Origin of the sequence: Arthrobacter sp. ISL-72 (assembly GCF_018613755.1) — a bacterium.
In the GTDB taxonomy this organism is placed as follows: domain Bacteria; phylum Actinomycetota; class Actinomycetes; order Actinomycetales; family Micrococcaceae; genus Arthrobacter.
This window is the reverse complement of the sequence record NZ_JAGGPP010000022.1, coordinates 1-22,788: the sequence shown is the minus strand read 5'-3', so window position 1 is coordinate 22,788 and position 22,788 is coordinate 1. Positions and strand designations below refer to the sequence as shown.

24 protein-coding genes and 2 pseudogenes are annotated in these 22,788 nt (G+C 63.1%); 16 read left to right on the top strand and 10 right to left on the bottom strand.

From position 1 onward, the window contains the following. Positions 1–5 precede the first annotated feature (5 nt). Positions 6–680 (bottom strand): haloacid dehalogenase type II, encoded by a 675-nt coding sequence (locus J7I92_RS17425; protein WP_214842559.1) that lies wholly within the window; start codon positions 678–680, stop codon positions 6–8. A 403-nt stretch (positions 681–1,083) separates the two neighbouring features. Between J7I92_RS17425 and J7I92_RS17420 the strand changes: the two genes are divergently transcribed. The 10 genes from J7I92_RS17420 (at position 1,084) to J7I92_RS17375 (ending at position 11,335) form a co-directional block, all read left to right on the top strand. Beyond that, the gene (locus J7I92_RS17420; protein WP_214842557.1) at positions 1,084–2,016 is read left to right on the top strand and encodes an ABC transporter substrate-binding protein; all 933 of its coding nucleotides are present in this window, start codon (positions 1,084–1,086) and stop codon (positions 2,014–2,016) included. Positions 2,017–2,072: 56 nt separating this feature from the next. Then, a complete protein-coding gene (locus tag J7I92_RS17415; RefSeq protein WP_251040092.1) occupies positions 2,073–2,960 on the top strand; it encodes an amino acid ABC transporter permease in 888 nt (295 codons plus the stop codon). Beyond that, positions 2,957–3,724, top strand: coding sequence for an amino acid ABC transporter ATP-binding protein (locus J7I92_RS17410; RefSeq protein WP_214842553.1), 768 nt, complete (start codon positions 2,957–2,959; stop codon positions 3,722–3,724). Before J7I92_RS17415 ends, J7I92_RS17410 begins: the two co-directional genes overlap by 4 nt. 3 nt (positions 3,725–3,727) lie before the next feature. After that, complete coding sequence (solA, locus tag J7I92_RS17405; protein ID WP_214842551.1) at positions 3,728–4,861, top strand: N-methyl-L-tryptophan oxidase; 1,134 nt, start codon at positions 3,728–3,730, stop codon at positions 4,859–4,861. A gap of 79 nt (positions 4,862–4,940) precedes the next feature. Continuing rightward, on the top strand, positions 4,941–6,194 hold the full coding sequence (locus tag J7I92_RS17400) for an aspartate aminotransferase family protein (RefSeq protein ID WP_214842550.1): 1,254 nt from the start codon (positions 4,941–4,943) through the stop codon (positions 6,192–6,194). 32 nt (positions 6,195–6,226) lie between these two features. Beyond that, positions 6,227–7,681, top strand: a complete 1,455-nt coding sequence (locus J7I92_RS17395) for an NAD-dependent succinate-semialdehyde dehydrogenase (protein WP_214842548.1) — start codon at positions 6,227–6,229, stop codon at positions 7,679–7,681. A 39-nt stretch (positions 7,682–7,720) separates the two neighbouring features. After that, complete coding sequence (locus J7I92_RS17390; RefSeq protein WP_214842542.1) at positions 7,721–8,413, top strand: GntR family transcriptional regulator; 693 nt, start codon at positions 7,721–7,723, stop codon at positions 8,411–8,413. Between the two features lie 254 nt (positions 8,414–8,667). Beyond that, on the top strand, positions 8,668–9,594 hold the full coding sequence (locus J7I92_RS17385) for an ABC transporter substrate-binding protein (RefSeq protein WP_214842541.1): 927 nt from the start codon (positions 8,668–8,670) through the stop codon (positions 9,592–9,594). Positions 9,595–9,641: 47 nt separating this feature from the next. Next, positions 9,642–10,532, top strand: coding sequence for an amino acid ABC transporter permease (locus J7I92_RS17380; RefSeq protein WP_214842540.1), 891 nt, complete (start codon positions 9,642–9,644; stop codon positions 10,530–10,532). A 128-nt stretch (positions 10,533–10,660) separates the two neighbouring features. Then, the gene (locus tag J7I92_RS17375) at positions 10,661–11,335 is read left to right on the top strand and encodes a GntR family transcriptional regulator (protein WP_214842539.1); all 675 of its coding nucleotides are present in this window, start codon (positions 10,661–10,663) and stop codon (positions 11,333–11,335) included. A 187-nt stretch (positions 11,336–11,522) separates the two neighbouring features. On the opposite strand, the gene J7I92_RS17370 is transcribed toward J7I92_RS17375, so the two are convergent. Continuing rightward, a complete protein-coding gene (locus tag J7I92_RS17370) occupies positions 11,523–11,867 on the bottom strand; it encodes a cupin domain-containing protein (protein WP_251040091.1) in 345 nt (114 codons plus the stop codon). Between the two features lie 859 nt (positions 11,868–12,726). On the opposite strand from J7I92_RS17370, the pseudogene J7I92_RS24695 reads away from it, so the two are divergent. After that, a pseudogene (locus tag J7I92_RS24695) lies at positions 12,727–13,270 on the top strand (glycogen debranching N-terminal domain-containing protein); the annotation flags it as partial. 910 nt (positions 13,271–14,180) lie between these two features. Beyond that, positions 14,181–14,918 carry an amylo-alpha-1,6-glucosidase gene (locus J7I92_RS24690; RefSeq protein ID WP_396020414.1) on the top strand — a complete coding sequence of 246 codons (738 nt, stop codon included), beginning with the start codon at positions 14,181–14,183 and terminating at the stop codon, positions 14,916–14,918. Positions 14,919–14,967: 49 nt separating this feature from the next. On the opposite strand, the gene J7I92_RS17360 is transcribed toward J7I92_RS24690, so the two are convergent. The 3 genes and pseudogenes from J7I92_RS17360 to J7I92_RS24680 form a co-directional block, all read right to left on the bottom strand. Continuing rightward, positions 14,968–16,086, bottom strand: a complete 1,119-nt coding sequence (locus J7I92_RS17360) for an FAD-dependent oxidoreductase (RefSeq protein ID WP_214842724.1) — start codon at positions 16,084–16,086, stop codon at positions 14,968–14,970. A gap of 108 nt (positions 16,087–16,194) precedes the next feature. Further along, entirely contained in the window at positions 16,195–16,404 is a 210-nt protein-coding gene (locus tag J7I92_RS24685) for a hypothetical protein (RefSeq protein ID WP_396020415.1), read from the bottom strand. Between the two features lie 41 nt (positions 16,405–16,445). Beyond that, positions 16,446–16,586 (bottom strand): annotated as a pseudogene (locus J7I92_RS24680) (hypothetical protein); the annotation flags it as partial. A 188-nt stretch (positions 16,587–16,774) separates the two neighbouring features. Between J7I92_RS24680 and J7I92_RS17350 the strand changes: the two are divergent. Then, positions 16,775–17,113, top strand: coding sequence for a DUF1508 domain-containing protein (locus tag J7I92_RS17350; protein ID WP_214842536.1), 339 nt, complete (start codon positions 16,775–16,777; stop codon positions 17,111–17,113). Here the strand turns inward: J7I92_RS17350 and J7I92_RS17345 are convergent. Next, the gene (locus J7I92_RS17345; protein WP_214842534.1) at positions 17,110–17,703 is read right to left on the bottom strand and encodes a hypothetical protein; all 594 of its coding nucleotides are present in this window, start codon (positions 17,701–17,703) and stop codon (positions 17,110–17,112) included. The two genes, J7I92_RS17350 and J7I92_RS17345, sit on opposite strands and share 4 nt — an antisense overlap. A 150-nt stretch (positions 17,704–17,853) precedes the next feature. Between J7I92_RS17345 and J7I92_RS17340 the strand changes: the two genes are divergently transcribed. Beyond that, entirely contained in the window at positions 17,854–18,255 is a 402-nt protein-coding gene (locus tag J7I92_RS17340) for a YidH family protein (RefSeq protein WP_251040090.1), read from the top strand. Between the two features lie 2 nt (positions 18,256–18,257). Continuing rightward, on the top strand, positions 18,258–18,605 hold the full coding sequence (locus tag J7I92_RS17335) for a DUF202 domain-containing protein (RefSeq protein WP_214842530.1): 348 nt from the start codon (positions 18,258–18,260) through the stop codon (positions 18,603–18,605). Between the two features lie 16 nt (positions 18,606–18,621). On the opposite strand, the gene J7I92_RS17330 is transcribed toward J7I92_RS17335, so the two are convergent. Beyond that, positions 18,622–18,798 carry a hypothetical protein gene (locus J7I92_RS17330; protein ID WP_214842528.1) on the bottom strand — a complete coding sequence of 59 codons (177 nt, stop codon included), beginning with the start codon at positions 18,796–18,798 and terminating at the stop codon, positions 18,622–18,624. A gap of 149 nt (positions 18,799–18,947) precedes the next feature. Here J7I92_RS17330 and J7I92_RS17325 point away from each other — a divergent pair, with 149 nt between their 5' ends. Further along, positions 18,948–19,379 carry a DapH/DapD/GlmU-related protein gene (locus J7I92_RS17325; protein ID WP_214842526.1) on the top strand — a complete coding sequence of 144 codons (432 nt, stop codon included), beginning with the start codon at positions 18,948–18,950 and terminating at the stop codon, positions 19,377–19,379. 201 nt (positions 19,380–19,580) lie between these two features. Here the strand turns inward: J7I92_RS17325 and purU are convergent, their stop codons facing one another. From purU to J7I92_RS17310, 3 genes are read right to left on the bottom strand one after another with little or no spacing between them, the layout of a single operon-like run. After that, positions 19,581–20,447 carry a formyltetrahydrofolate deformylase gene (purU, locus tag J7I92_RS17320; RefSeq protein WP_214842525.1) on the bottom strand — a complete coding sequence of 289 codons (867 nt, stop codon included), beginning with the start codon at positions 20,445–20,447 and terminating at the stop codon, positions 19,581–19,583. After that, complete coding sequence (gene cycA / locus J7I92_RS17315) at positions 20,444–21,913, bottom strand: D-serine/D-alanine/glycine transporter (protein ID WP_214842524.1); 1,470 nt, start codon at positions 21,911–21,913, stop codon at positions 20,444–20,446. The genes purU and cycA overlap by 4 nt, the downstream gene beginning before the upstream one ends. Beyond that, positions 21,903–22,736 carry a methylenetetrahydrofolate reductase gene (locus tag J7I92_RS17310; protein ID WP_214842523.1) on the bottom strand — a complete coding sequence of 278 codons (834 nt, stop codon included), beginning with the start codon at positions 22,734–22,736 and terminating at the stop codon, positions 21,903–21,905. Before J7I92_RS17310 ends, cycA begins: the two co-directional genes overlap by 11 nt. Positions 22,737–22,788 lie beyond the last annotated feature (52 nt).

Below are 22,788 nucleotides of genomic sequence, written 5' to 3'. Positions count from 1 at the left end.
TGGGTCTACAGACCGAGGTGCTTGTTGAGCTCGTCCAGGGACTTCACGGTGGTGTAGTCGTAGCCCGCGGTAATGGGGTCATAGCCACGGTCCAGCATCAAGAGGTTTCGGAAGCCCATGTCGTGCATAGGCATCATGTCGTACCGGGTGTGCGAGGACACGTGCAGGAAGTCCTCCGGCTTAGCGTTCAGGGTGTCCAGCATGTACTCGAACGCCTGGTACCGGGGCTTGTAGGCCTGGGCCTGCTCAGCGGTGTACACGGCGTGGAAGTCCGCGCCGAGCTTCGGAACGCTGATGTCCAGGAAGCTGTCGTCAGCGTTGGACAGGATCACCAGCTGGTAGTTATCGCCCATCAGCTTCAAAGGCGCCGGCACGTCCTCGTGGGCAACCCAGCCACGCACAGCCTCAGCGAACTCTGCGCCGGCGCCCTCGGTCGGTCCAATGCCCCACCGCTTGCACACCCGGTCAAAGGAATCCTGAAGGATCTGCTCGTAGGGCTTGTAGTCGCCGCAGACCTCGTCGAACCGGTACCCGCGGAACACCTTCTTGAACGCAGGCCACTGCTCTTCGGGCAACCGGCCCGCGAGCATCCGGCGGGTGGTGGGATCGATGTCGAAGTTGATCAGCGTGCCGTAGCAATCGAAGGAAATGTACTTCGGCCGGAAGTTGGTCTCTGCCATGGTCTGTCCGTTCTGTTTCAAGTGAAGGAAATGGGCCATATGCCCGGTTGGGAAGCTGTGGAGGAGCGCATACCGCTCAGGAATTCTCACCCTGCAGGCCGGGGACTCCTGCCCGATAACTCGACTCTAGGCCGACGGATTGTAAATTGTCAACAGTTTGGAACCGCGCTTCTTCGGAATGGTTCTCAATGGCATTCGGCAAAAAATTGCCTGTCAATTGTTGACAATCTACCGAAGAGGGGGTTGCATTGCATCAGGTGAAGGAGAGATCCGGATCACACAACCCTCGGAAACAGGCACCCCCGGGGGCCCGGCAAACGATCAGCCCAGCAGCATGCTGAGTGATCTTTGTCCCTCGTTACAGCGACTTCCACAAAGCTGAAAGCAATCGAAGGGAAACACCATGAAGACCATCAACAAAGTTCAGACCGCGGCAGCAGGGCTCGCTGTCGTATTGGCACTGAGCGCCTGTGGCGGCGCGGTCAGCGGCACTCCGGCGTCTGAGGATGCAAAGTCAAAGACATCGAACACCGCCGACATCTCCGAAGGCGTCCAGCCCGACCAGGCGGCAGTGGCGCTGTTGCCACAGTCCTACAAGGACAAGGGCGAACTGACCGTGGCCATGGACCTGCATTATCCGCCCACTACCTTCCTTGCCGATGACAACACAACGCCGATTGGCCTGAACCCGGATGTGGCCCGGCTGGTGGCGAAGAAGCTCGGCCTGAAGCTGAAGTTCGAAAACACCGCTTTCGACACGATCATTCCCGGCATCGACGGCGGCCGCTACGACTTCACTGCCACCACCATGTCACCAACCGCCGAACGCCTGAAGGTCCTGGACATGGTCGACTATCTCAATACCGGCGTCCCGGTGGCCGTGGCTCACGGCAATCCGCTGAACATCAGCAATGACGACATGTGCGGTAAGAACATCGCGGTCACCAAGGGCTCCAACGCCCAGCTGAAGCACCTGCCGAACGTCTCGAAATGGACCTGCGAAGAAAAGGGCAAACCGGCCATCAACGGTGTGACATTGCCCAACGTCCAGGAAGCCCTCACGCAACTGGCCTCCAAGCGCATCGATGGCGTCTTCTACGACACCCCCGCGCTGGTCTGGGCAGACCAGCAGCAGCCGAACACCTTCACGGTCCTGACGCCGCAGGTTGATACCCGCTCGGACCACACCGTTGCCATTGGCCTGAAGAAGGGATCACCGCTGTCTCCGGCCCTGCAGGCAGCGACTCAGTCCGTCCTTGAAAGCCCCGAATACAAGAAGTCCCTCGACAACTGGGGCCTCGACGGTCTAGCCATTACCGACGCCAAGCTCAACTAGCGGGGACTTCCATGCAGCCAGTGATTATCGAAAGAAGCGAAACCACAATGAGTGGGATGGATCCAGCCCTCAAACCAAGGCTACGGCGTCGAAGCACCTTTGAATCCGTCGCCTGGGTGGTGTGCAGCCTCGTAGGCCTGGGCATACTCATCTCCGTATCAACCAACCCCAACTTCAAGTGGGGCGTGGTGGCCCAGTACTTCACCCATGAAACGATCCTGCGTGGCCTGATGCTCACGATCTTCCTGACCTTTGCCAGCATGGCCCTGGGAACACTCCTGGGGCTGGGGCTGGCGATCATGCGGGCATCCAGCATCAAACCGGTCGCAGCCACCGCCGGTGTCTACATCACCTTGTTCCGCGGCACCCCGGTCCTGGTCCAGCTCATCTTCTGGTTCAACATCGCCGCCCTGTACCCGAACCTGACCATCGGCATTCCGTTCACGGACATCGGCACCGCGATCGATGTGAACGCCCTGATGGCCCCCATCACCGCAGCCCTGGTCGGCCTGACCCTCAATCAGGCCGCCTACATGGCAGAAATCATCCGCGGAGGCTTCTCCGCCGTGGGCAAGGGCCAGATCGAGGCCGCGGATTCGCTGGGAATGAGCGGGGCGATGAAGATGCGCAAGGTCATCATCCCCCAGGCCATGCCCTCGATCATCCCGGCGACCGGAAACCAGTTCATCGGCATGTTCAAGGAAACCTCCCTCGTCAGCGTCCTGGGCGTCGCGGAACTGCTTCAAAGCGCCCAGCTCATCTACGCCCGCACCTATGAGACCATCCCGCTACTGATCGTTGCCAGCCTCTGGTACCTCGTCATGACCCTCCTGCTCAGCTACCCGCAAGCAAAGCTCGAGCAAAAATACTCCCGTACAACCTCCAGGCTTCCCCGGAAGGCAAAAAAGGTTGTACTGACAGCACCGGAAGGTATCGCCCGATGAGCACCGACGGCACCATTCACGCCCGCGGAATCCGCAAGTCCTTCGGACCCAAGACGGTCCTGCAGAACATCGACCTGGACATCGCCAGCGGCGAAATCTGCTGCATCATCGGACCCAGCGGCTCCGGCAAATCCACCCTCCTGCGCTGCATCAACGGCCTTGAAACCGTCGACCAGGGGATCCTCAAGGTCAATGGGGAGAACTTCGGATACTACGAAACCGACTCCGCCTACCACGCCCTGCCCCCGAAGAAACTCGCCGAGCAGCGCACCAGGGTTGGCATGGTCTTCCAGCAGTTCAACCTCTTCCCCAATATGACAGCCCGGGAGAACGTCATGGCCGGACCCGTCCTGGTCAAAGGCACCGACAAGAAGCAGGCAGCCAAACGGGCGCACGAGCTGTTGGCCAGTGTTGGCCTGGCCAGCTTCGGCGACCACTACCCCGCGCAGCTCTCCGGCGGACAGCAGCAACGCGTAGCGATCGCCCGATCCCTGGCCATGGACCCGGAAATCATGCTCTTCGACGAGCCCACATCCGCCCTGGACCCCGAAAAAGTCGGCGAAGTCCTCAGCGTTATGCAGGACCTGGCCAAAAAAGGCATGACCATGGTGGTTGTCACCCACGAAATGGGCTTCGCCCGCGAAGTCTCGGACTCCCTGATCTTCATGGACGACGGCTTCATCGTCGAACGCGGCGACGCCCGGAAGGTCCTCCGCGACCCCAAGGAACCCCGCACCCGGGCCTTCCTCGAAAAGGTGCTCTAAACCATGGACGGAAAACTCGCCGTCATCGGCCTGGGCAGCATCGGAAGCATGGCGCTCTGGCAGGCCTCCCGCCTGTCCGACTCCGTCACCGGATTCGAAGCCGCCTCCCCCGCCCACGGCCGCAGCGCCGTCGGCGGGGACACCCGGCTGTTCCGCATGCTCTACCGCGGCAACCCCGACTACTACCCCATCCTTGAACGCTCCCGCAGCCTCTGGGCCGAACTCGAGGCCGAAACCGGCCAGAACATCCTCACCCGCTGCGGGGGCCTCTCCATCGGAACCGCCAACGGACCCTACATTCCGCACCTGCTCGAAACCACCAGGACCAACGGCGCGGAGCACGAAATCCTCAGCCGCGAAGAGATGGCCGAACGCTACCCGCAACACCACCTCCGCGCGGACGACATCGCCGTCTACGACCCGCACGCCGGCGCCCTGCGCACCGACCGGGCCGTCACCGCCGCCATCACCGCCGCCCAGGCCAACGGGGCCACCGTCCACACCAACACCCCCATCGACAAAATCACTGAAACACCCGACGGCGTCACCATCACCTCCGGGGACAAGTCATGGACCTTCGAAAACGTGATCATCGCCTCCGGCGGCTGGTCCCAACGGCTCATGCCCGACTACCTGAAGGCAGCAACCCAAACCAAACGGATCTTCCTCACCTGGTTCGTCGCCCGCCACGCAGCCGAATTCACACCCGGAAAATTCCCCACCTTCATCCGCATCTCCGGGAACCGCTCCATGTACGGTGCACCCGCCGTCGACGGCGTCACCGTCAAAGCCACCCTCGACGGCCGCGGCACACCAACACCCAAAGCGGACGCCGTGCCCAGGGAACTCACCACCGCCGAAATCACCGAAACCACCGAAACCGTCACCGAATTCCTTCCCGGCCTCTACCCCAACATCGTCCGCTCAGACGCCTTCCCCGACCTCTACACCAAGGACAACAACCCGCTCCTGGGCCGGCCCGACGAAGCAAGCAGAATTTACTACGCCACCGGCTTCTCCGGTGCCGGCTTCAAAAACGCCACCGGCTACGGCGAAATCGCCGTACACGAAGCCCTCGGCAAACGAACCTTCACCGGGCTGGACTTCGTCCGCCCACCACGCTTCAAAACCAGCTGATTCCACCCTCAACAAAAGCGATCCATCCGGTTGATCGTTTATTGTTGACAATCTACAGTCGATAAGAAAGTATGAAGCCATGGCAACTCTCAGTCCCATCCTCAAGCAGGCGACTCCCGTGGTCGTGGACCACGCCCTCGGCAGCTGGATCCACGCTACCGATGGTAAGAAGTATCTCGATTTCACCACCGGAATCGGCGTCACCAGCACCGGCCACTGCCACCCGGACGTCGTCGCTGCAGCCCGTGAGCAGGTGGGCAAGATTGTCCACGCCCAATACACCACCGTGATGCATAAACCGTTGCTTGAGCTGACTGAAAGACTGGGAGAGTTCCTGCCCTCGGGGCTGGACAGTGTCTTTTACGCCACGTCCGGTTCCGAGGCTGTGGAGGCCTCCGTCCGCCTGGCCCGGATGGCGACAGGACGGCCGAACATCATCTCGTTCCAGGGCGGCTTCCACGGCCGCACCGTGGGTGCGGCATCACTCACGACGGCCGGCACGAAGTTCCGTTCCGGTTTCTCCCCGCTGATGGGCGGAGTGCACATCGCCCCGTTCCCGCACGCCTACCGGTACGGCTGGGATGAAGAAACCGCCGTTGCCTTCGCCTTGAAGGAACTGGACCACCTCCTGGTCAGCATCAGCAGCCCGGCAGACACGGCGGGTTTCATCATTGAACCCGTCCTCGGCGACGGCGGTTACATTCCCACCCCCGTCGCTTTCCTGCAGGGTCTGCGGGAACGGGCTGACCGGCATGGCATCGTGCTCATTATCGATGAGGTCCAGGCCGGCGTCGGACGCACCGGTAAGTTCTGGGGACACGACTGGGCCGGCATCCGGCCGGACGTGGTCATCACCGCCAAAGGCCTGGCCAGCGGGTTCCCCATCTCTGCGATCGCGGCCTCAGCCGAGCTGATGGGCAAGGCCTGGCCCGGCTCCCAGGGCGGCACCTACGGCGGCAACGCCGTCGCCGCTGCCGCCGGCGTCGCAACCCTCGGCGTCATCGAACGCGAGAACCTGGTGGAGAATGCCCTGATCCGGGGCGACGAACTGCGCACTGGCCTCGAAGCCCTCAGGGGCGACTTCACCTCCATCGGAGATGTCCGGGGCCGCGGCCTGATGCAGTCCATTGAATTCAGCAACGCGGACAGGACCCCCGACGCCGCTACCGCCCTCGCCGTCCAGCAGGCAGCGATCACGGAAGAACTTCTCCTCCTAACCTGCGGGCCGCACGGAAACGTCATCCGCATCATCCCGGCGCTCAACGTCACCAGCGACGAGATCCAGGCCGGGCTAACCCGGTTCACCCAGGCGCTGAAGACCGCCACGTCCTGACTTCCTCCCTTCGATTATTGAAAGCGTGAGACATGAGTTCCTCTTTTGACCCCACCATCCTCCACACGGACCTGTTCATCGACGGTGTCTGGCAGAAAGCGTCCAATGGCGCCACGTTCCCGGTCGAGAATCCGGCCACGAATGAGGTCATCGCCCATGTGGCCAACGGCGGAGCCGACGACGCGGCCCGGGCCATCGAGGCCGCAGGCCGCGCGCAGGCCGCCTGGGGCAAGTCCACCGCCCGCGAACGGGCCGACATCCTCCGCCGCGCCTTTGAACTGGTCATCGCCAACACCGACCGGCTCGCCGCGATCATGACCGCCGAAATGGGCAAGCCCCTGGCCGAAGCAAGAGGCGAAGTGGCCTACGGCGCCGAAATGCTCCGCTGGTTCTCCGAAGAGGCCGTCCGCATCGGCGGGGACAGCACCACCTCCACTGACGGGAACACCCGGATCATGATCACCCAGGAGCCCGTCGGCCCCTGCGTGCTGGTCACCCCCTGGAACTTCCCGCTGGCCATGGGCGCCCGCAAGATAGCCCCCGCCGTCGCAGCGGGCTGCACCATGGTCTTTAAACCCGCCGAACTGACGCCGCTGACATCCTTGGCCCTCGTGGACATCTTCCGCCAGGCGGGCCTTCCCGACGGTGTCCTGAACGTCGTCACCACCTCCACAGCCGCCACCGTGGTCGGTCACTGGATGAGCAGCGGCACCGCACGCAAGGTCAGCTTCACCGGTTCCACCGAGGTCGGCAAGCTTCTGCTGCGCCAGGCAGCCGATAACGTGATGCGCTCCTCGATGGAGCTCGGCGGAAACGCACCCTTCATCGTCCTGGCCGACGCCGACATCGAGAAAGCCGTCGACGGGGCCATGAAGGCCAAGATGCGCAACATGGGCGAAGCCTGCACCGCAGCGAACCGCTTCTTTGTGCACCGGTCCGTCGTCGAGGAATTCAGCGAGAAGTTCGCCAAGAAAATCTCCGAACTCCAGGTAGGCAACGGCGCCCAGGCCGGAACCGACGTCGGTCCGCTCATCGAACAAAAAGGCCTCGACAAAGTCCAGGCCCTCGTCACCGACGCCCTCAGCAAGGGCGCACGTCTCCTGACCGGCGGAACACGTCCGGAAGGCCCCGGCTACTTCTTCACCCCCACCGTCCTGACCGACGTGACCACGGACGCGGAACTGATGAGCACCGAGATCTTCGGACCCGTTGCTGCCATCACCGCCTTCGACAGCGAGGATGAAGTCCTGCACCTGGCCAACGACACCGAATGGGGCCTGGTCGGCTATGTCTTTACCGAGAGCATGGACAAGGCCCTGCGCTTTTCCAGGGAGCTGGAAGTAGGCATGGTCGGGTTGAACACCGGACTTGTCTCCAACCCGGCGGCACCTTTTGGCGGCGTCAAGCAATCCGGGCTGGGACGCGAAGGCGGCAAGGTCGGCATTGAAGAATTCCTCGAAACCAAATACACCGCCATAGCAGTCTAGAAAACACGCACCACGCCGAAAAGAGATGAGGGGATATCAATGGCGGCACCGGAAGAGCTGTTCGTACTGGAAGGAAGGCCCACCGCGCAGCTGATCGCCGATCAACTGCGCGAACAAATCATCCAAGGCACCTTCCGCCCCGGAGAACAGATTAACGAATCCGTCCTGGCAACCCAACTGCGGACCTCCAGGGGCCCGGTCCGTGAAGCCCTGCAGCGGCTGTGCCAGGAGGGCATCCTCATCAGCCGCCGAAACCGGGGCGTCTTCGTCCTCGAGCTCGCCACCGCGGACATCAAGGAGATCTACGCCGTGCGTGAAACCGTGGAGTTAGCCGCCGCCGACGCACTGCTGAACGAAGGCAGGGCGCGTGTTCGAGCCACCTGTGAGGCCCTGAAGGCAGTGCTCCGGGACATGGCCAAGCAGGTTGCTGTATCCGACTGGCAGGCCCTCGCCCGGTTGGATATGGACTTCCACAGCACCTTGGTTGCCGGTGCAGGTAACACGCGCCTGATCCGGATCTACAACACCCTGGCCGCCGAATCCCGGATGTGTATCCTCAGCCTTGAAGTGTCCTACCCCCGCATCGATGTCTTGGTACAGGAACACCAGAACATTCTCGACTTGTTGGAGGAAGGCGACAGGGAAGGACTCCACAAGGCCATCAAACGGCATATGGAAAAGGGCGTTGAGGATCTCATCGCCACGAGGCAGGAGGCGGGAAACAAACCCTAAGAGGGCGTTCCGCCGTTGTTTTGAACTCACAGAAGGCCAGGTCCAGTGGACCTGGCCTTCTGTATTAACGGGAAGGCGCGTCCCGACGTTCGCCTCCCGGAACTTCTGCAGCAACAGCAGCGCAGATCAAATTCTTTGTAAATTGTCGACGAAAGGTGATCCTGGTGGTTGCATTAAGGTACGGCTGATATGGGGTCGGCCGACTCATGTCCATACGAGCACCAATGTGGCTCCCGTTTCACAGGAAAGCGCCCATGAAGACCAGGAAGAGGATCCAGGCTGCCGTTGCCGCGTTGGCTCTTCTGGTGGCACTGACCGGGTGCGGCGCCAGCCCCAGCAGCCAGTCCGCGGATGAAGGTTCCAAGACATCCAATACTGCTGATATCTCCGAGGGTGTCCAGCCGGATGAGGCCGCCCTCAAGCTGTTGCCGCAGTCCTACAAGGATAAGGGCGAAATCAGTGTGGCCATGGACCTCCATTACCCGCCGACCGCATTCCTTGCCGAGGATAACGCCACTCCGATCGGCCTCAACGCGGACATTGCCCGCCTGGTGGCCAAGAAGCTTGGGCTGAAGCTGAAGTTTGCAAACACGGCCTTCGACACGATCATTCCCGGTCTCGACGGCGGCCGCTACGACTTCACCGTCACCACCATGGCCCCCACGCCTGAACGCCTCAAGGTCCTGGACATGATCAACTACCTCAACGGAGGAATCTCCGTGGCAGTATCCGCCGGCAACCCGCTCAATCTGACCAATGACACGTTGTGCGGCAGGAACATCGCCGTTACCAAGGGCTCCACCGGACAGCTGAAGCACCTGCCGAACGTCTCTGAGTGGACCTGCACCTCGCAGGGCAAGCCCGCCATCAATGCCGTGACGCTCCCCAGCGTCCAGGAGGCCCTGACGCAGCTCGCCTCCAAACGAATTGACGGGGTCCTCGCCGACACCTCCCAACTGGTGTGGGCTGAAGATCAGCAGCCAAACACTTTCACGGTTCTGAAACCGAGGGTGGATACCCGCTCGAACCACATCGTGGCCATTGCCCTGAAGAAGGCTTCGCCGCTGACCCCGGCGCTGCAGACGGCCATCCAGTCAGTCCTGGACAGCCCGGAATACACGAAGTCGCTCGCGTACTGGGGCCTTGAAGACTCAGCCATCACCGACGCAAAGCTCAACTAAGGGACACTGTGCGGAAACTCATTCGACAGCGAAGTGAACCGGGAACGATGGTGGACCCGATCCTCAAGCCAAGGCTTCGGCGGCGAAGCGTCTTTGAGTATGTCGCCTGGGTTGTGTGCAGCCTGATCGGCATCGGCATCCTGATCTCGGTTTCGACCAATCCGAACTTCAAATGGAACGTAGTCGCCAAGTACTTCACCCACGAAACCATCCTCCGCGGCCTGATGCTCACGATCTTTCTGACCTTTGCCAGCATGGCCCTGGGAACACTCCTGGGGCTGGGGCTGGCGATCATGCGGGCCTCCAGCATCAAACCGGTTGCAGCCACCGCCGGTGTCTACATCACCTTGTTCCGCGGCACCCCGGTCCTGGTTCAGCTCATCTTCTGGTTCAACATCGCCGCGCTCTACCCGGACCTGACCATCGGAATACCGTTCACCAACATCAGCACCGCGATCGACATGAACGCCCTGATGGCCCCCATCACCGCAGCCCTGGTCGGCCTGACCCTCAATGAAGCCGCCTATATGGCCGAAATCATCCGCGGCGGGTTCTCCTCCGTCGGCAAGAGCCAGCTCGAAGCCGCCGACTCCCTCGGCATGTCCGGGGCCATGAAAATGCGCAAGATCATCATCCCCCAGGCCATGCCCTCCATCATCCCGGCGACCGGAAACCAGTTCATCGGCATGTTCAAGGAAACCTCCTTGGTCAGCGTCCTGGGCGTCGCGGAACTGCTTCAAAGCGCCCAGCTCATCTACGCCCGCACCTATGAGACCATCCCGCTGCTCATCGTCGCCAGCCTCTGGTACCTCGTCATGACCCTCCTGCTCAGCTACCCGCAAGCAAAGCTCGAACAAAAATACTCCCGCACAACCTCCAGGCTTCCCCGGAAAGCCAAAACAGTTGTACTCACCGAACCGGAAGGTATCGCCCGATGAGCACCGACGGCACCATTCACGCCCGCCGCACCCAGGCCTTCGTGGAACAGGTACTGTAATGGACGGAAAACTGGCCGTTATAGGTCGTATCCCTACCTCCCAAGTCGGAAAGAGATGAGTTGATATCGATGGCGGCACCGGAAGGACTCTTTGTACTGGAAGGAAGGCCCACAGCGCAGCTGATTGCCGATCAGCTGCGGGAACAGATCATCCAAGGGACCTTTCGCCCCGGCGAGCAGGTCAACGAATCTGTCCTGGCAAGCCAACTGCGCACGTCCAGGGGCCCTGTCCGTGAGGCTCTGCAGCGGCTCTCCCAGGAGGGACTGCTGGTCAGCCATCGCAACCGTGGCGTGTTTGTCCTGGAGCTTTCGGCCGATGACGTCAAGGAGATTTACGCCGTCCGCGAGGCGGTGGAATCAGCCGCTGCAAATGCGCTGCTGGATTCCGGGCCTGAGCAGATTGACAGTACTTGTGAGGTCCTGAGGCCAATCATCAAGGACATGGGGAAGCAGGTGGCCGTCTCCGACTGGCAGGCCATTGCCCGGCTGGATATGCAATTCCACATCTCATTCGTTGCCGGCGCAGGCAACTCCCGGCTCATTCGGATCTACGAGACCCTGGCCGCGGAATCGAGGATGTGCATTCTCAATCTGCAGGTTTCCTACCCTCGGGTGGACGCTCTGGTACAAGAGCACCAGAACCTTCTGGACCTGTTGCAAGCGGGCGACAGGGAAGGACTTCTCGAGGGCATCAAACGACACATGCAAAAGGCCGTTGAGGACCTCACCGCCACGGGCCCCTGACAAGGGAATCAACGCCTGAGGTCTGCCCGCATCCAAATCCCGGCAACATCAGCAACCTCGGATCACAGGCAAGAGCCCCGGGCAGCTGCTGCCCGGGGCTCCTCAGGTAGGCTCGGGTACTAGCCGCGAACGTTGCGGGAAGCGCTGAAATTCGCCAAGCCGGCCCGCGCTTTTGCGTGTTACCGGACTAGTCGCTCGTAGCCGCGAGGTCTGCAACAACCCACATTTTGCGGAGCGTTTCGTGGATCGTGCAGTTGCCCTCCCAGCCGGCAGGCGTCACGAACAAAGAACCCGGACCGATATCGAAGCTGGTCCCATCCGGTTCAGTGATGGTGCCCGTCCCGCTCAAAATCTGGCAGATCTCGTCATAGCCAGGCCGCGTGCTCTTGAACGTTCCGGGAGTTACTTCCCAGATGCCCGTCTTCAGGCCCTCCCTGGCCCAAAGACGCAGGGACACTTCGGTCTGTCCCGGCGTAACCGACGTTTCCTTGACCTGGTGTTCTCCCGGATTTGCCGTTGTTGCATTACTCATGACGGTCGCCTTGACCATAGCTTCTCCTTCTCGGGCGCTGCCCTTAGAACTGCCGTGCCCGACCTTCATTGGACGAGCACACTATCCACCCTAGCAATTGTCAACAATTGACGATAGACTCTGGAGTGAAATTTTCGCATTTGTGTATCTCGGGGAACTGATCAGCAGGGGGCACATTTGCTCATGACTAGGACCAGGAAGGCAACCAAGATGCGACAAAGCCGTCGTGTATCCATGTGGACATCCCTCGAGCGCGGAGACGTCGTCACCCTCAGTTTGCGGGGCGTCGAGTGCCACAAGGGCTCTATTGATGATCGGACTGATGATGGTCGAACGATCTGGGTTACAGACAGGATTGGTGACCGGCGGCTCTTCCATATAGAGGACGACTACGAGTTGCTGCTTTCCGGCGATGACTCGCCTGACTAATTCGGCCATAGGGGTGCAGGGATACACGGGCTTCTCCTGGACGTCGGACGGGGAGGAGCCATGGTCAGCCTGATCGTGCTTATTACAGCAGCGCTCGTGACCAGCTCCACCGCAGTCGCGCTCGTGCCCTGGTCAGCTACGGGAGCAGTCCGTAAGAAAAGGTTCAAGGATTTGTCGCTGTTGCACATTGGGGCCGGAAGTCTTGCCCTGGGTTCGGTCCTCCTCGCTGTGCATATTCAACAGGGGGCATTCCAGTGATTTCCCCCTCACCGAAGGGGCCGGAGTTGGTGTTCCATGACCCTCTCTCCAATTTCGTAAGCGAGCAGCAGGCAGGCTCCCCCGGCGTCCCCATGATGTCTCTTCGTGGTTCACGCGGACCAGACCGCACCGAACCGAACCGGTCAAGGTTTGGTTCTTCGAGGGGGCCGGGATGGCTGGATGGAATGCCGACATAGCGGCTGGCCCGCTCGGTCCCGGAACGGTCACTTTGGTCGAAGGCTCGTCCTTCTGTATCTCCCTGCCCAACGGGGACATGCACCCTGAGTATCCCCACGGAGTCTTCTTCCAGGACACGCGTATCCTGTCCGGTTGGAGCCTGACCGTTAACGGCCAACCGCTGGAGCCGCTGGCGGCGGAGACCCAGGAACCGTACAGGGCGCTTTTCGCAGGGCGTGTCACCCGCTCGGACGGCTATGCAGACAGCCCCTTGATTGTGGAAAGGCTGCGCGAAGTAGGGGCTGGCATCCAGGAGCAGATCACCGTTCGCAATTTCTCCCTCGTGCCGGCTGAATGCATGATCTCGGTGAAGCCTGAGGCGGATTTCGCGGATCTCTTCGAGGTCAAAGAGGCCCGCATCCAACGGCGCTGGGAGCAAACGCGGCAGGTGGACGGCGATTCGCTGACCATCCGGGGCGTCTGGCACGACGTCCGGAAGGGCATCCTTGTCCAGGCCCCCGGAGCCGACGTCACCCAGGACACCCTTTCCTATCGCGTGTCAGTCGGCGCGCGCAGCCAGTGGACCACCATCATCACCGCTGTGCCGAGCAACGATGCGGCCAGTCCTCCCCCGCCGTCGTTCGTCCACACCGAAGGGGAGGAAATATCCCCCCGGGACCGACGCCGTCAGGAGTGGGTGGCGAAGATTCCCAAGCTGCACATGGGCAACCATTCCATCGAACGGACTCTGCGGCGCAGTTACGACGACCTGGGCGCTCTTCGAATTGAGGATCCGAATTATCCGGAGCGCGTCGTAGTGGCCGCCGGAGCCCCTTGGTTTATGACCCTGTTCGGCCGTGACTCATTGTGGGCCTCGGAAATGGCCGTCGCCGTCGACCCGTCCCTGGCCCTCGGCACATTACAGACGCTGGCAGACCGGCAGGGCAGCGTGGTTGACCCGGTGAGCGAGGAGGAGCCGGGAAAGATCCTGCACGAGGTCAGGCTTGATGTCTCCAGCGGGCTGTCGCTGGGCGGAAAGCACATCTACTACGGCAGCGTCGACGCCACCCCGCTCTTCGTGACGATACTTGGGACGGTGAGCCGCTGGGGCTTCGCGAAGGACACCATCGCCGCCCTGCTGCCCCACGCGGACCGGGCACTTGACTGGATCCGGAACTATGGCGACAAGGACGGCGACGGATTCGTCGAGCATCAGCGGCTCAACCCCCGGGGACTCATTAACCAGGGCTGGAAGGACTCCTGGGACGGCATCAACTTCGCCGACGGCACCATGGCCGGGGCACCCATCGCACTGTGCGAAGTGCAAGCCTACGTTTATGACGCCTACATGGCGAGGGCATGGATTGCCTACGACGCCGGCGACCAATCTCTTGCGTCCCAGCTCGCCAATGAGGCCGCACAGCTGAAGAAACGGTTCAACGAACAGTTCTGGATCCCCGAGCGCGGCTACTACGCCATAGCCCTGGATGGCAGGAAGCGGCAAGTCGAGCCTGCGCATCCAACATGGGACACTGCCTCTGGGTCGGCCTCGTGGATGAAGACAAGGCGCCCCTGGTGGCCGAACGGCTCATGTCGCCCGAGATGTTCAGCGGCTGGGGCATTCGGACGCTAGCGAGCGACATGGGCGCCTACAACCCTGCCAGCTACCACAACGGATCCGTCTGGCCGCATGACAATGCGGTCATAGTTGCCGGTCTGCTGCGCTACGGTTTCGTGGAGCAGGCACAGCGGATCGCCACCGCCCTGCTCGAGGCAGCCGACTACTCGGGCGGCCGTCTTCCGGAGCTGTTCTGCGGCTTCAGCCGCGAGCAGTTCGCCGAGCCCGTGCCCTACCCGACGGCCTGCTCGCCCCAGGCGTGGGCCGCAACCACACCGCTGCAGCTGGTGACAAGCCTGATGCGCTACGACACACATGTTTCCCGCGGCGGCTTCTGGATGGATCCGGTACTCCCGGAATCCTACGGCGACCTTCATATCAGCAACGCACCTATGGCTGGCGGGCGGATAACCATTGATATCGCCAATTCCGTACCGTCAGTCCAGGGGCTGCCGGACGGGATGGTGTTCCACCAAGGACAGCGGCCATGGCTGGCTGAACTCGTGGAACAGGCCGGGCTGGGTTCCCAGGCTCAATTCGACATCAGCAACACGCCGGGCAAGGCATGAGGGACTTGGACGGCCGGCCGTAAGCGAATCCTTTGCGCCCGAGCTTCGACTATGGCTGAACCTGCCCGCGGCGGGCCGAGAAGCGCGCTGGTGAATCCCCGCCGTCGGTCAGGTCCGCAAGAACCCGCCCGATTGCCGGCGTGAACTTGAAGCCGTGCCCGGAAAAGCCTGCACCGACAACCACAGGCCCGAAGCGGTCCAGCACGAAGTCCTCGTCGGGGGTGCTCGTGTAGGTGCAGCTGATCGGAACCGCCGTCGCGGGATCCACTCCGGGCAGCCACTCACGGACGTAGCGCGTCAACGCCTCAAGCTGCACGGGTTCCGGGGTGAAGCTGCGGGAATCCGGATCGGTCACCGGTCCCACCCCGTGCCACCCCGCCTTGATCCCCTCACCCGGTGTGAGCATGCCGTACACCGGGCTGTACCAGTACGCATCGCGGGGATCGTCCGGGTCGGGATTGTGGTTGAAGCTCGGCCAGGCAAGCGAGTCGTCCAGCGGAGTGAAGTGCGCTGGCTGCTCCTGTGTCACCACGAGCTGCGGGAGCCGGACCAGGTTTCCGAGGAGCTTGCTGGTCCACGCGCCGGCTGTGACCACCACGCGGCGTGCCTGGATTTCCTCGGCATCCGTCACCACCACCACACGGTCCTCGCCGGAAACGCGGATGTCCCGCACCGGCGTCGAATACTCAAACCGCGCGCCGTGCGCTTCCGCAGCCCCGTGAAGCGCCAGCAAAGCGTCGGCGGCGCGGACGCGTCCGGAGCCGGGCACCACCAGCACGTCGCCGCGGAAGTTCATGCCCTGCCAGCGGTCCGCCGCTTCGGCGGCCGGGATGAAGTGGCTTTCGATGCCCCGGGCGGCGTGCGCGGCCCGGATGCGCTGCAGCCGGGGGACGTCGCCGTGATTGACCAGGCCCGCCAGGTCGAGGAGCTGCCTGCCGCTTTCGTCGGCGAGCTCGTCCCAGAGTCCTCTGGCCTCGATCACCAAATCGAGGTAGTCAGGTTCCGGGTAGGCCATGTTGAAGTTGCGCGTCGCACCGTGCGAAGCGCCGATGTGGTGCCCCTGCTCGAACTGCTCCAGCAGAACAACCGACCGGCCGCGGCGGGCAAGCTGCCATGCGGCCGCATATCCCATCGCCCCTCCGCCGACAACGACGACGTCAATGTCCACCACAGCTCCACCCAACCCAGTCCCGGTGCCTCCATCCGAGGCCTTTTCCGGTTCCTATTCTGCCAATCCAAGCGGGGCTCCGCGTTCGCCGCGTTCCGGCGGGCCGGCTTAGCCCGCGAAAGTCACATCCCTCGAGGGCTCAACCGCAGCTGTTCGGCCGGGAGCCGTGTGGTATCTCCAGTAGAGATTCGTGTGGGCAATGACCTTGTCCGGCGTCGGAGCACCCCACTCGCTCTGGTCCTCGGTGGTGTGCGCGTCACCGACCAGGGTGACGTCGTAACCGCGGACAAAGGCCCCTGGATCGTGGACCGGATGCATTCGTCTGTCTGGGCACCCGTCACAACCAGCCGGCCAACACCCGCCCTGGCCAGTACCTCCTCCAGATCGGTGTCCTCGAAGGAGTCCGCGAACGACTTGTGCACCAGCGGCTCCGGTTCCCGGCGCGACAGCTCCGGAGTTCCTTTGCGCAGGGCCGGGCCCTTCCGAGCGAGCCGTTGCATGCAATTTACGTGAGCTTAACTTGCCCGGTCTTGTGGGCCCGGAGGGGTCAGGACAGACTTAAACCACTCGATGAACGGATCAATTCTGACCGTTCGACCAGCCCAGCGGAAGATGTACGCAGAGATGCGTTTGGCCTGTTTATGGCGAAGCTGCCGGCGGACGGGCGCCGCAGACCGGAAGGATCGTTATGGCCGGCAAGTTTGAATTGTTCGTTGACGCAGAGGCGCAATACCGGTTCCGGCTTACCACTTCGGACGGAACAGAACTGGCCATCTCATCTGCCTTCCGCGACAAATCGGCAGCTGTGGCCGGCATCGAGGCGGTCCGCGAATGCGCCGGCATGGGGCTGATCACCGACCTGGCGCTTGCAAGCACTCCGGTTCCGGTTTCGGCGCCCGCTGCGGTGCCGGCGGTGCCTGTAGCGGTGCCGCCGGTCTGCGAATCACGGCCGACAACGGCGGATACCCTCCGTACGCACGCAGCGGCACGCCGGGCCACCGTCCTGCACTGGTCGGGAGCAGTTTAGGTACGGCGCCTCATGGCCTCTAATCCCGAGAAGGTCAGCAGCATTACGCCTCCGAACGCCAGCAGATAACCGGCCACCATCGTCGCAGGGCCGGGCCGTGTTCCGGGCCGCCGCGCGGCGAGCCCCATTCCCGCGTCCGCGGACAAAGCCCCGGAGGACGCGGCGTCGGCTGATGAGGCGTCGGCCGGTGAAGCGGCAACGGGCAATTGCGGCCCCGAAGGCCAAGCCTGCGCATGGGCCGAAGCGCTGGCCGACCCAGGCTCGGCACTCCCGCTTGCCGGCGTTTCGAATGCCGTCCCCGGCAGCATGACCGCCGGCGTCGTGGCATCTGCTCCGACCTGGCCCTGATCGGACCCGCCGGGAGCGGGGGCCGGCGTCGACGCGGAAGGCGACGGGACCGGCGTCGTTGTTGCCGGCGTCTCGGGGGCGGGGGCCAAAGGGCCCAGCGGAACGCAGATCCCGTCTTTGGTGACCGGAACCTGGCCGGCCGGGCACGGCTCCGCCGCCGCCGTCGCCGCGATCGCCAGCACACTGAGAACGACGACGGACCACAGTGCCAGCGTGCCCACAGCTTTCCGTCCGATGCCCACGCCGTACAACGCTACCCAAAGGTCGCAGGAAACCGGCGGACCTCGGGTCCGACGCGAGGCGCGCTGGCGCCCACCTGACCGCCAGCCGGAAACATGGTAAGGAGTAGGGAAAGCACATCGGCACACCTGCCGGTGCACGAAGGGACCACGTTGCCAGAAGATTCGAACACCGGAGGGCCGGACGCGAGGGGCCGGTTCACGTCCCGGATCCTCCGCGGCGGCACCGAGCCCGACCCCAGGTTCACCCTGGCAAACGAGCGCACATTCCTCGCATGGATCAGGACGGCGCTGGCGCTTCTGGCCGGGGGCGTCGCCGTCGAGGCTTTTATGGCCGATCTCCTCGGTCCCGGGCTGCGCAAGACCATTGCGGTGCTGCTGCTGGTCCTGGCACTGGTGATTGGCGGCGGCTCGTTCTTCCGGTGGCTGAACGTGGAACGTGCCATGCGGTCGAAGACCCCGCTGCCGCTGCCCCTCATCGCCCCCGTGCTGGCCATCGGCGGAGCCCTCGTTGCGGCCATTATGGTGGTGTTCGTCATCGCGCGGCCGGCCTGAGCATGGCGTCCGCCCCTGCCGCCGCACAACACGGCGATTCCGGTCTTCAGCCGGAACGCACGGACCTTGCCTGGAGCCGCACCACCCTGGCAATGGTGGCCGCCGCGGCCGTCTTTCTGCGGTGGCTCCCCCACCACGGGTGGTTCGTCGGAACCCTCGTCGGGGGCGCCATAGTCACTGCCCTGGCCATCAACTTCACGCAAAAGCGCCGGTTCCGCCGGGCCGTCCGGGGAATCAACCAGGAGTCCATGCCGCCCAATATCGGCTCGACGGCGGCCGTGGCGGCCAGTGTGGTTATCCTCGCCGCCTTGGGGATTTACACGGTGCTGTTCCTGCCGCTGCAGCCCTAAGGGCGGGGGTGGGCCGTCAGAAAAGCGTCAGCTGCCCGCCTACTGATCCGTCGGCGTCGGGCTGTCCCCACTCCGAAGGGATCGGTTCCAACAGATCCTTGATCTCCGGAAGCAGCTCGCCGATGCAGGTCTGGCCTTCCAAGAGCGGGATCACCGCGGTGTTTGCACTGCCGTCGGTGCTTGAATCTGCCACGGGCCGAGTTTACGTCAGGGCACCGACGCTGCGGGTTAGACACTCTGCATCGCAGCGAGTCCCGCTGGCTGCCGGAATGGAATGCACACCGCCGCTCAGACGTTAATTCGAATGTCGGTGATGTGGTTGCTCGGACTGACAGGAAGGTAATGAGCAGGAAAATCGAAACAGTCGAAGACGACGCCGGAAAGGTCGTCACCTACCACCGGCACCCGAACGGCGGCGGCCTGATCGGACGCGGTGCGGATGTGGACGAGACTGCGTTCATCAGCCCATCCGCGTACGTCGAGGCCGGCGCCAGGGTGGGGCCGGGTTCCCGCGTGGGCGGCGGCAGCTGGATTGACCGGCGGGCCCGCATCGGCCACAGGGTAGTAATCGGCGATGCCGTGCACGTCGGGCAGGGAGCTGTGATCGGCAACCGCGTGCATGTCGGCAGCCATTCCAAGATCGGAGCAGGTGCCGTCATCACCCATGGCGTCCGTCTACACGGCGACAGCACAGTCGCGCAGGGAAGCTACGTGGGCGCCAGAACAAAGCGGTCCCTTCCGCACGACAACCGCAAGGCCCGAAGAGCTGCCTGACACCAACCGCCGTCGGGCTCCCGAGCGCCGAGCCTCCTCCCGAGGAGAGCCGCCACCCCCTCCCGACGAAAGCCGCCACCGACCCTCCCGAGTTTTTGTCCAGATAACGCGACTTCCGGAGCGTTTAACCCCCAATATCTGGACAAAAACTCCGGGGTGCTACCGCAGAACCACCGTGCGGTTGCCTAGCAGCAGGATTCTTCACTCGCAGTGCCAGCGGACGGCGTTGCGCAGGGCAGCACATTCGGCGTCGCGGCCCACGGCCACCAGGTCGTCCGCGGTGTACGTGTGGTCCACCTCGATAACCTGCTGCGAAATGATCGGACCCTCGTCGAGTTCCACGTTGACATAGTGCGCTGTGGCACCCACCGTTTTCACGCCGCGGTCGTAGGCCTGGTGGTACGGCTTGGCGCCCTTGAAGCTCGGCAGGAACGAGTGGTGGATGTTGATGGTCCGTCCCGCCAGCTTTGCCGAGAGCCTGTCGCTCAGCACCTGCATGTAGCGGGCCAGGACCACGAGTTCAACATCGAGCCCGTCGACCAGCTCCATGAGGGCGGCTTCGGCCTCCGGCTTGGTGTCCTTGGTGACAGGCAGGTGGTGGAACGGGATGCCGTGCCATTGGACCAGGGCCTCCTGGTCGCGGTGGTTGGACACCACGGCCACGATCTCCACCGGGATGTCCCCGCTCCGTGCCCGGAAGAGCAGATCATTCAGACAATGGCCCATTTTGGACACCATGATCAGCACGCGGCGCTTGCGGCCCTGGGGCTCCAGCTGCCAGTTCATCCGCCATTTGTCCGCCAACGGCGTGAAGTCGGCCCGCAGTTCCTCCGTGCTGAAGGATTCCCGGACCGAAGAGAAGTGGACCCGCATGAAGAAGTGTCCCTGCTGGCGGTCCCCGTACTGCTTGTTGTCGATGATGTCGCAGCCGTGGTCCAGCAGGAATCCTGAGATCGCATGGACGATCCCGGGAGACTCGGCACAGTCGAGGGTCAGCACATGCTCGGACAGGACCGCGGGTTCCACCGGTGGCGGGGCCACTCTGGTTAGAGTCTGCGCCGTGTTCATCGCTTCACCGTTCCAAGGTCCGCGGCTGATTCTTCCCGCTCCAACTCCTCATTGAGGTCGGCCTGGAAGGCCGCGTAGCGGGCCAGGTGGGACGGGCGCCGTCGCAGCACGAGCCAGGCGGCGCCCAGCATGATGAACCAGACCGGCGTCACCAGGAGCGCGAGCAGCGTGTCCGGTTGCGTGGTCAGTGCCCACAGGACGAAGGCAAAGAACGCGAAGACCGCCCAGACCATGGGGATGCCGCCCGGCATCCGGTACTTGGACGCCTCGTGCAGATGCGGACGGCGCCGGCGGAACGCCAGGTAGCTGACCAGGATGATGGACCACACGAAGACGAAGCAGACGGCCGACACAGTCGTCACCATGTCGAAGGCCTTGCCGATGTCCTGTCCGGCATACATCAGCACCACACCGGAGAGCAGCAGGACGCAGGAGAGGAACAGGGCATTCTGCGGGACCTTGCGGCGTGACAGGGCGCCGAAAACGGACGGCGCATCGCCTTCCCGGGCAAGGCCGTAAACCATGCGCGAAGTGGAATAGATGCCCGAGTTGGCGGAGGACATGGCCGAGCTGAGGACCACCAGGTTCACCACGGTGGCGGCAGCACCCAGGCCCGCCAGGGAGAACATGGCGATGAACGGGCTGTGACCGGCCTGGAACTGGGTCCAGGGAGTGACGGACATCAGGATGATCAGTGCGCCCACGTAAAAGAGCAGCACGCGGATGGGGATGGAGTTGATGGCCTTGGGCAGGTTCTTCTCCGGGTCCTTGGCCTCGGCAGCCGTGGTGCCCACCAGTTCAATGCCTACAAACGCAAACACCGCGATCTGGAAGCCGGCCACAAAACCCATGAACTCATTGGGGAAGAATCCGCCGTGGTTCCACAGGTTCGTGAAGGTGGCCGGGCCGGCGTCGGACTGGAACCCGGTGAAAATCATGAACATGCCGACCACGATCAGCGCCGCAATGGCGATGATCTTGATCAGCGCAAACCAGAACTCGGTCTCGCCGAAAGCCTTCACGGTGGTGAGATTCAGAAGCAGGAGGATGGCCACGGTGGCCAGGCCCAGGATCCACAGCGGCAGCCCCGGCCAGAGCTCCTTGGAGTAGCCGGCGATCGCGATGACGTCCGCGATTCCGGTGATCACCCAGCAGAACCAGTAGGTCCAGCCGGTGAAGAACCCGGCCCACGGGCCCAGGAGGTCCGCCGCGAAATCGCTGAAGGATTTGTAGTTCAGGTTGGACAGCAGGAGTTCGCCCATGGCCCGCATCACGAAGAACAGCATGAAGCCGATGATCATGTACACGAAGATGACGGACGGGCCGGCTGCGGAAATGGTTTTGCCGGAGCCCATGAAGAGGCCGGTGCCGATGGCGCCGCCAATGGCGATCAGCTGGATGTGCCGGTTGCTGAGCTGCCGCTCAAGATGCGGCTCCTGGTTGGAAGTCAGGGTCTTAGTTGTCACGTGCTGCTCCTCGGATCAATGCTGTCTGGAGTGCTGCTGGGGTTAACACCTGGTCCGGCCCGCCGGGAACCGGAGCAAGGTTGTTGAAGCTGTAGAGATGGATGCCTGCGATGTTTTCGGGGTGGCTTTCGAGCCCGGAAATCAGGCTTTGCGGGGAATAGCGGTCACCGCTGAGGAGCTTGCGCGCCAGCGGGCCTTTGCGGCTGAGAAACTTCAGGGAAGTTCCGACGCCGATTTGTGCGGCCAGGGAGACCAGCTTGGTCCGCGGAACGGAGCCCGCCACACCCGCCCAGATGGGCAGCTGCATCCCCTCCCGGCGCAGGAGCGCCGCGTAATCAAGGACGGCGGGGGCGGAGAAGCACATCTGCGTGACAACGCTCGATGCCAGGTGCTGCTTGGCCAGCAGCGCATCCAGCAGGTCCACGGGGCCAATGGAAGGATGCCCTTCCGGGTAGCCGGCCACGCCCGCCCGCATCACGCCGCCGGTGTACTGCGCGATGTCGTCCAGCACCGCGAGGGCGGAATCGTACGGGCCCGCCGGCTGCTTCCGGTCGCCGCCAATCACGAAGACTTCGCGGATGCCGGCAACGTCGCACTCGCGCAGGATTCCGGTGAGCTCGGAACGGCCGGGCAGGCTCCGCGCCGCGAGGTGCGGGATGACAGGGTAGCCGAGCACGCTCAGCTGCACGGCGGTGCGCATGGTCCGCTCGATGCCGTGGTGGGGCAGGCACGTGACGGTAAGCGTCGTGCCCAAGGGCACCTTGGCCGTGACCTGCCCGATGATTCCCTCTGAAGGGACGATCTCGATTCTCGTGGGGAACATCTTTGGTCCTCTCTGAATGGTCAGGTGGAGCTAGGAGTGCGCTGCGATCAGG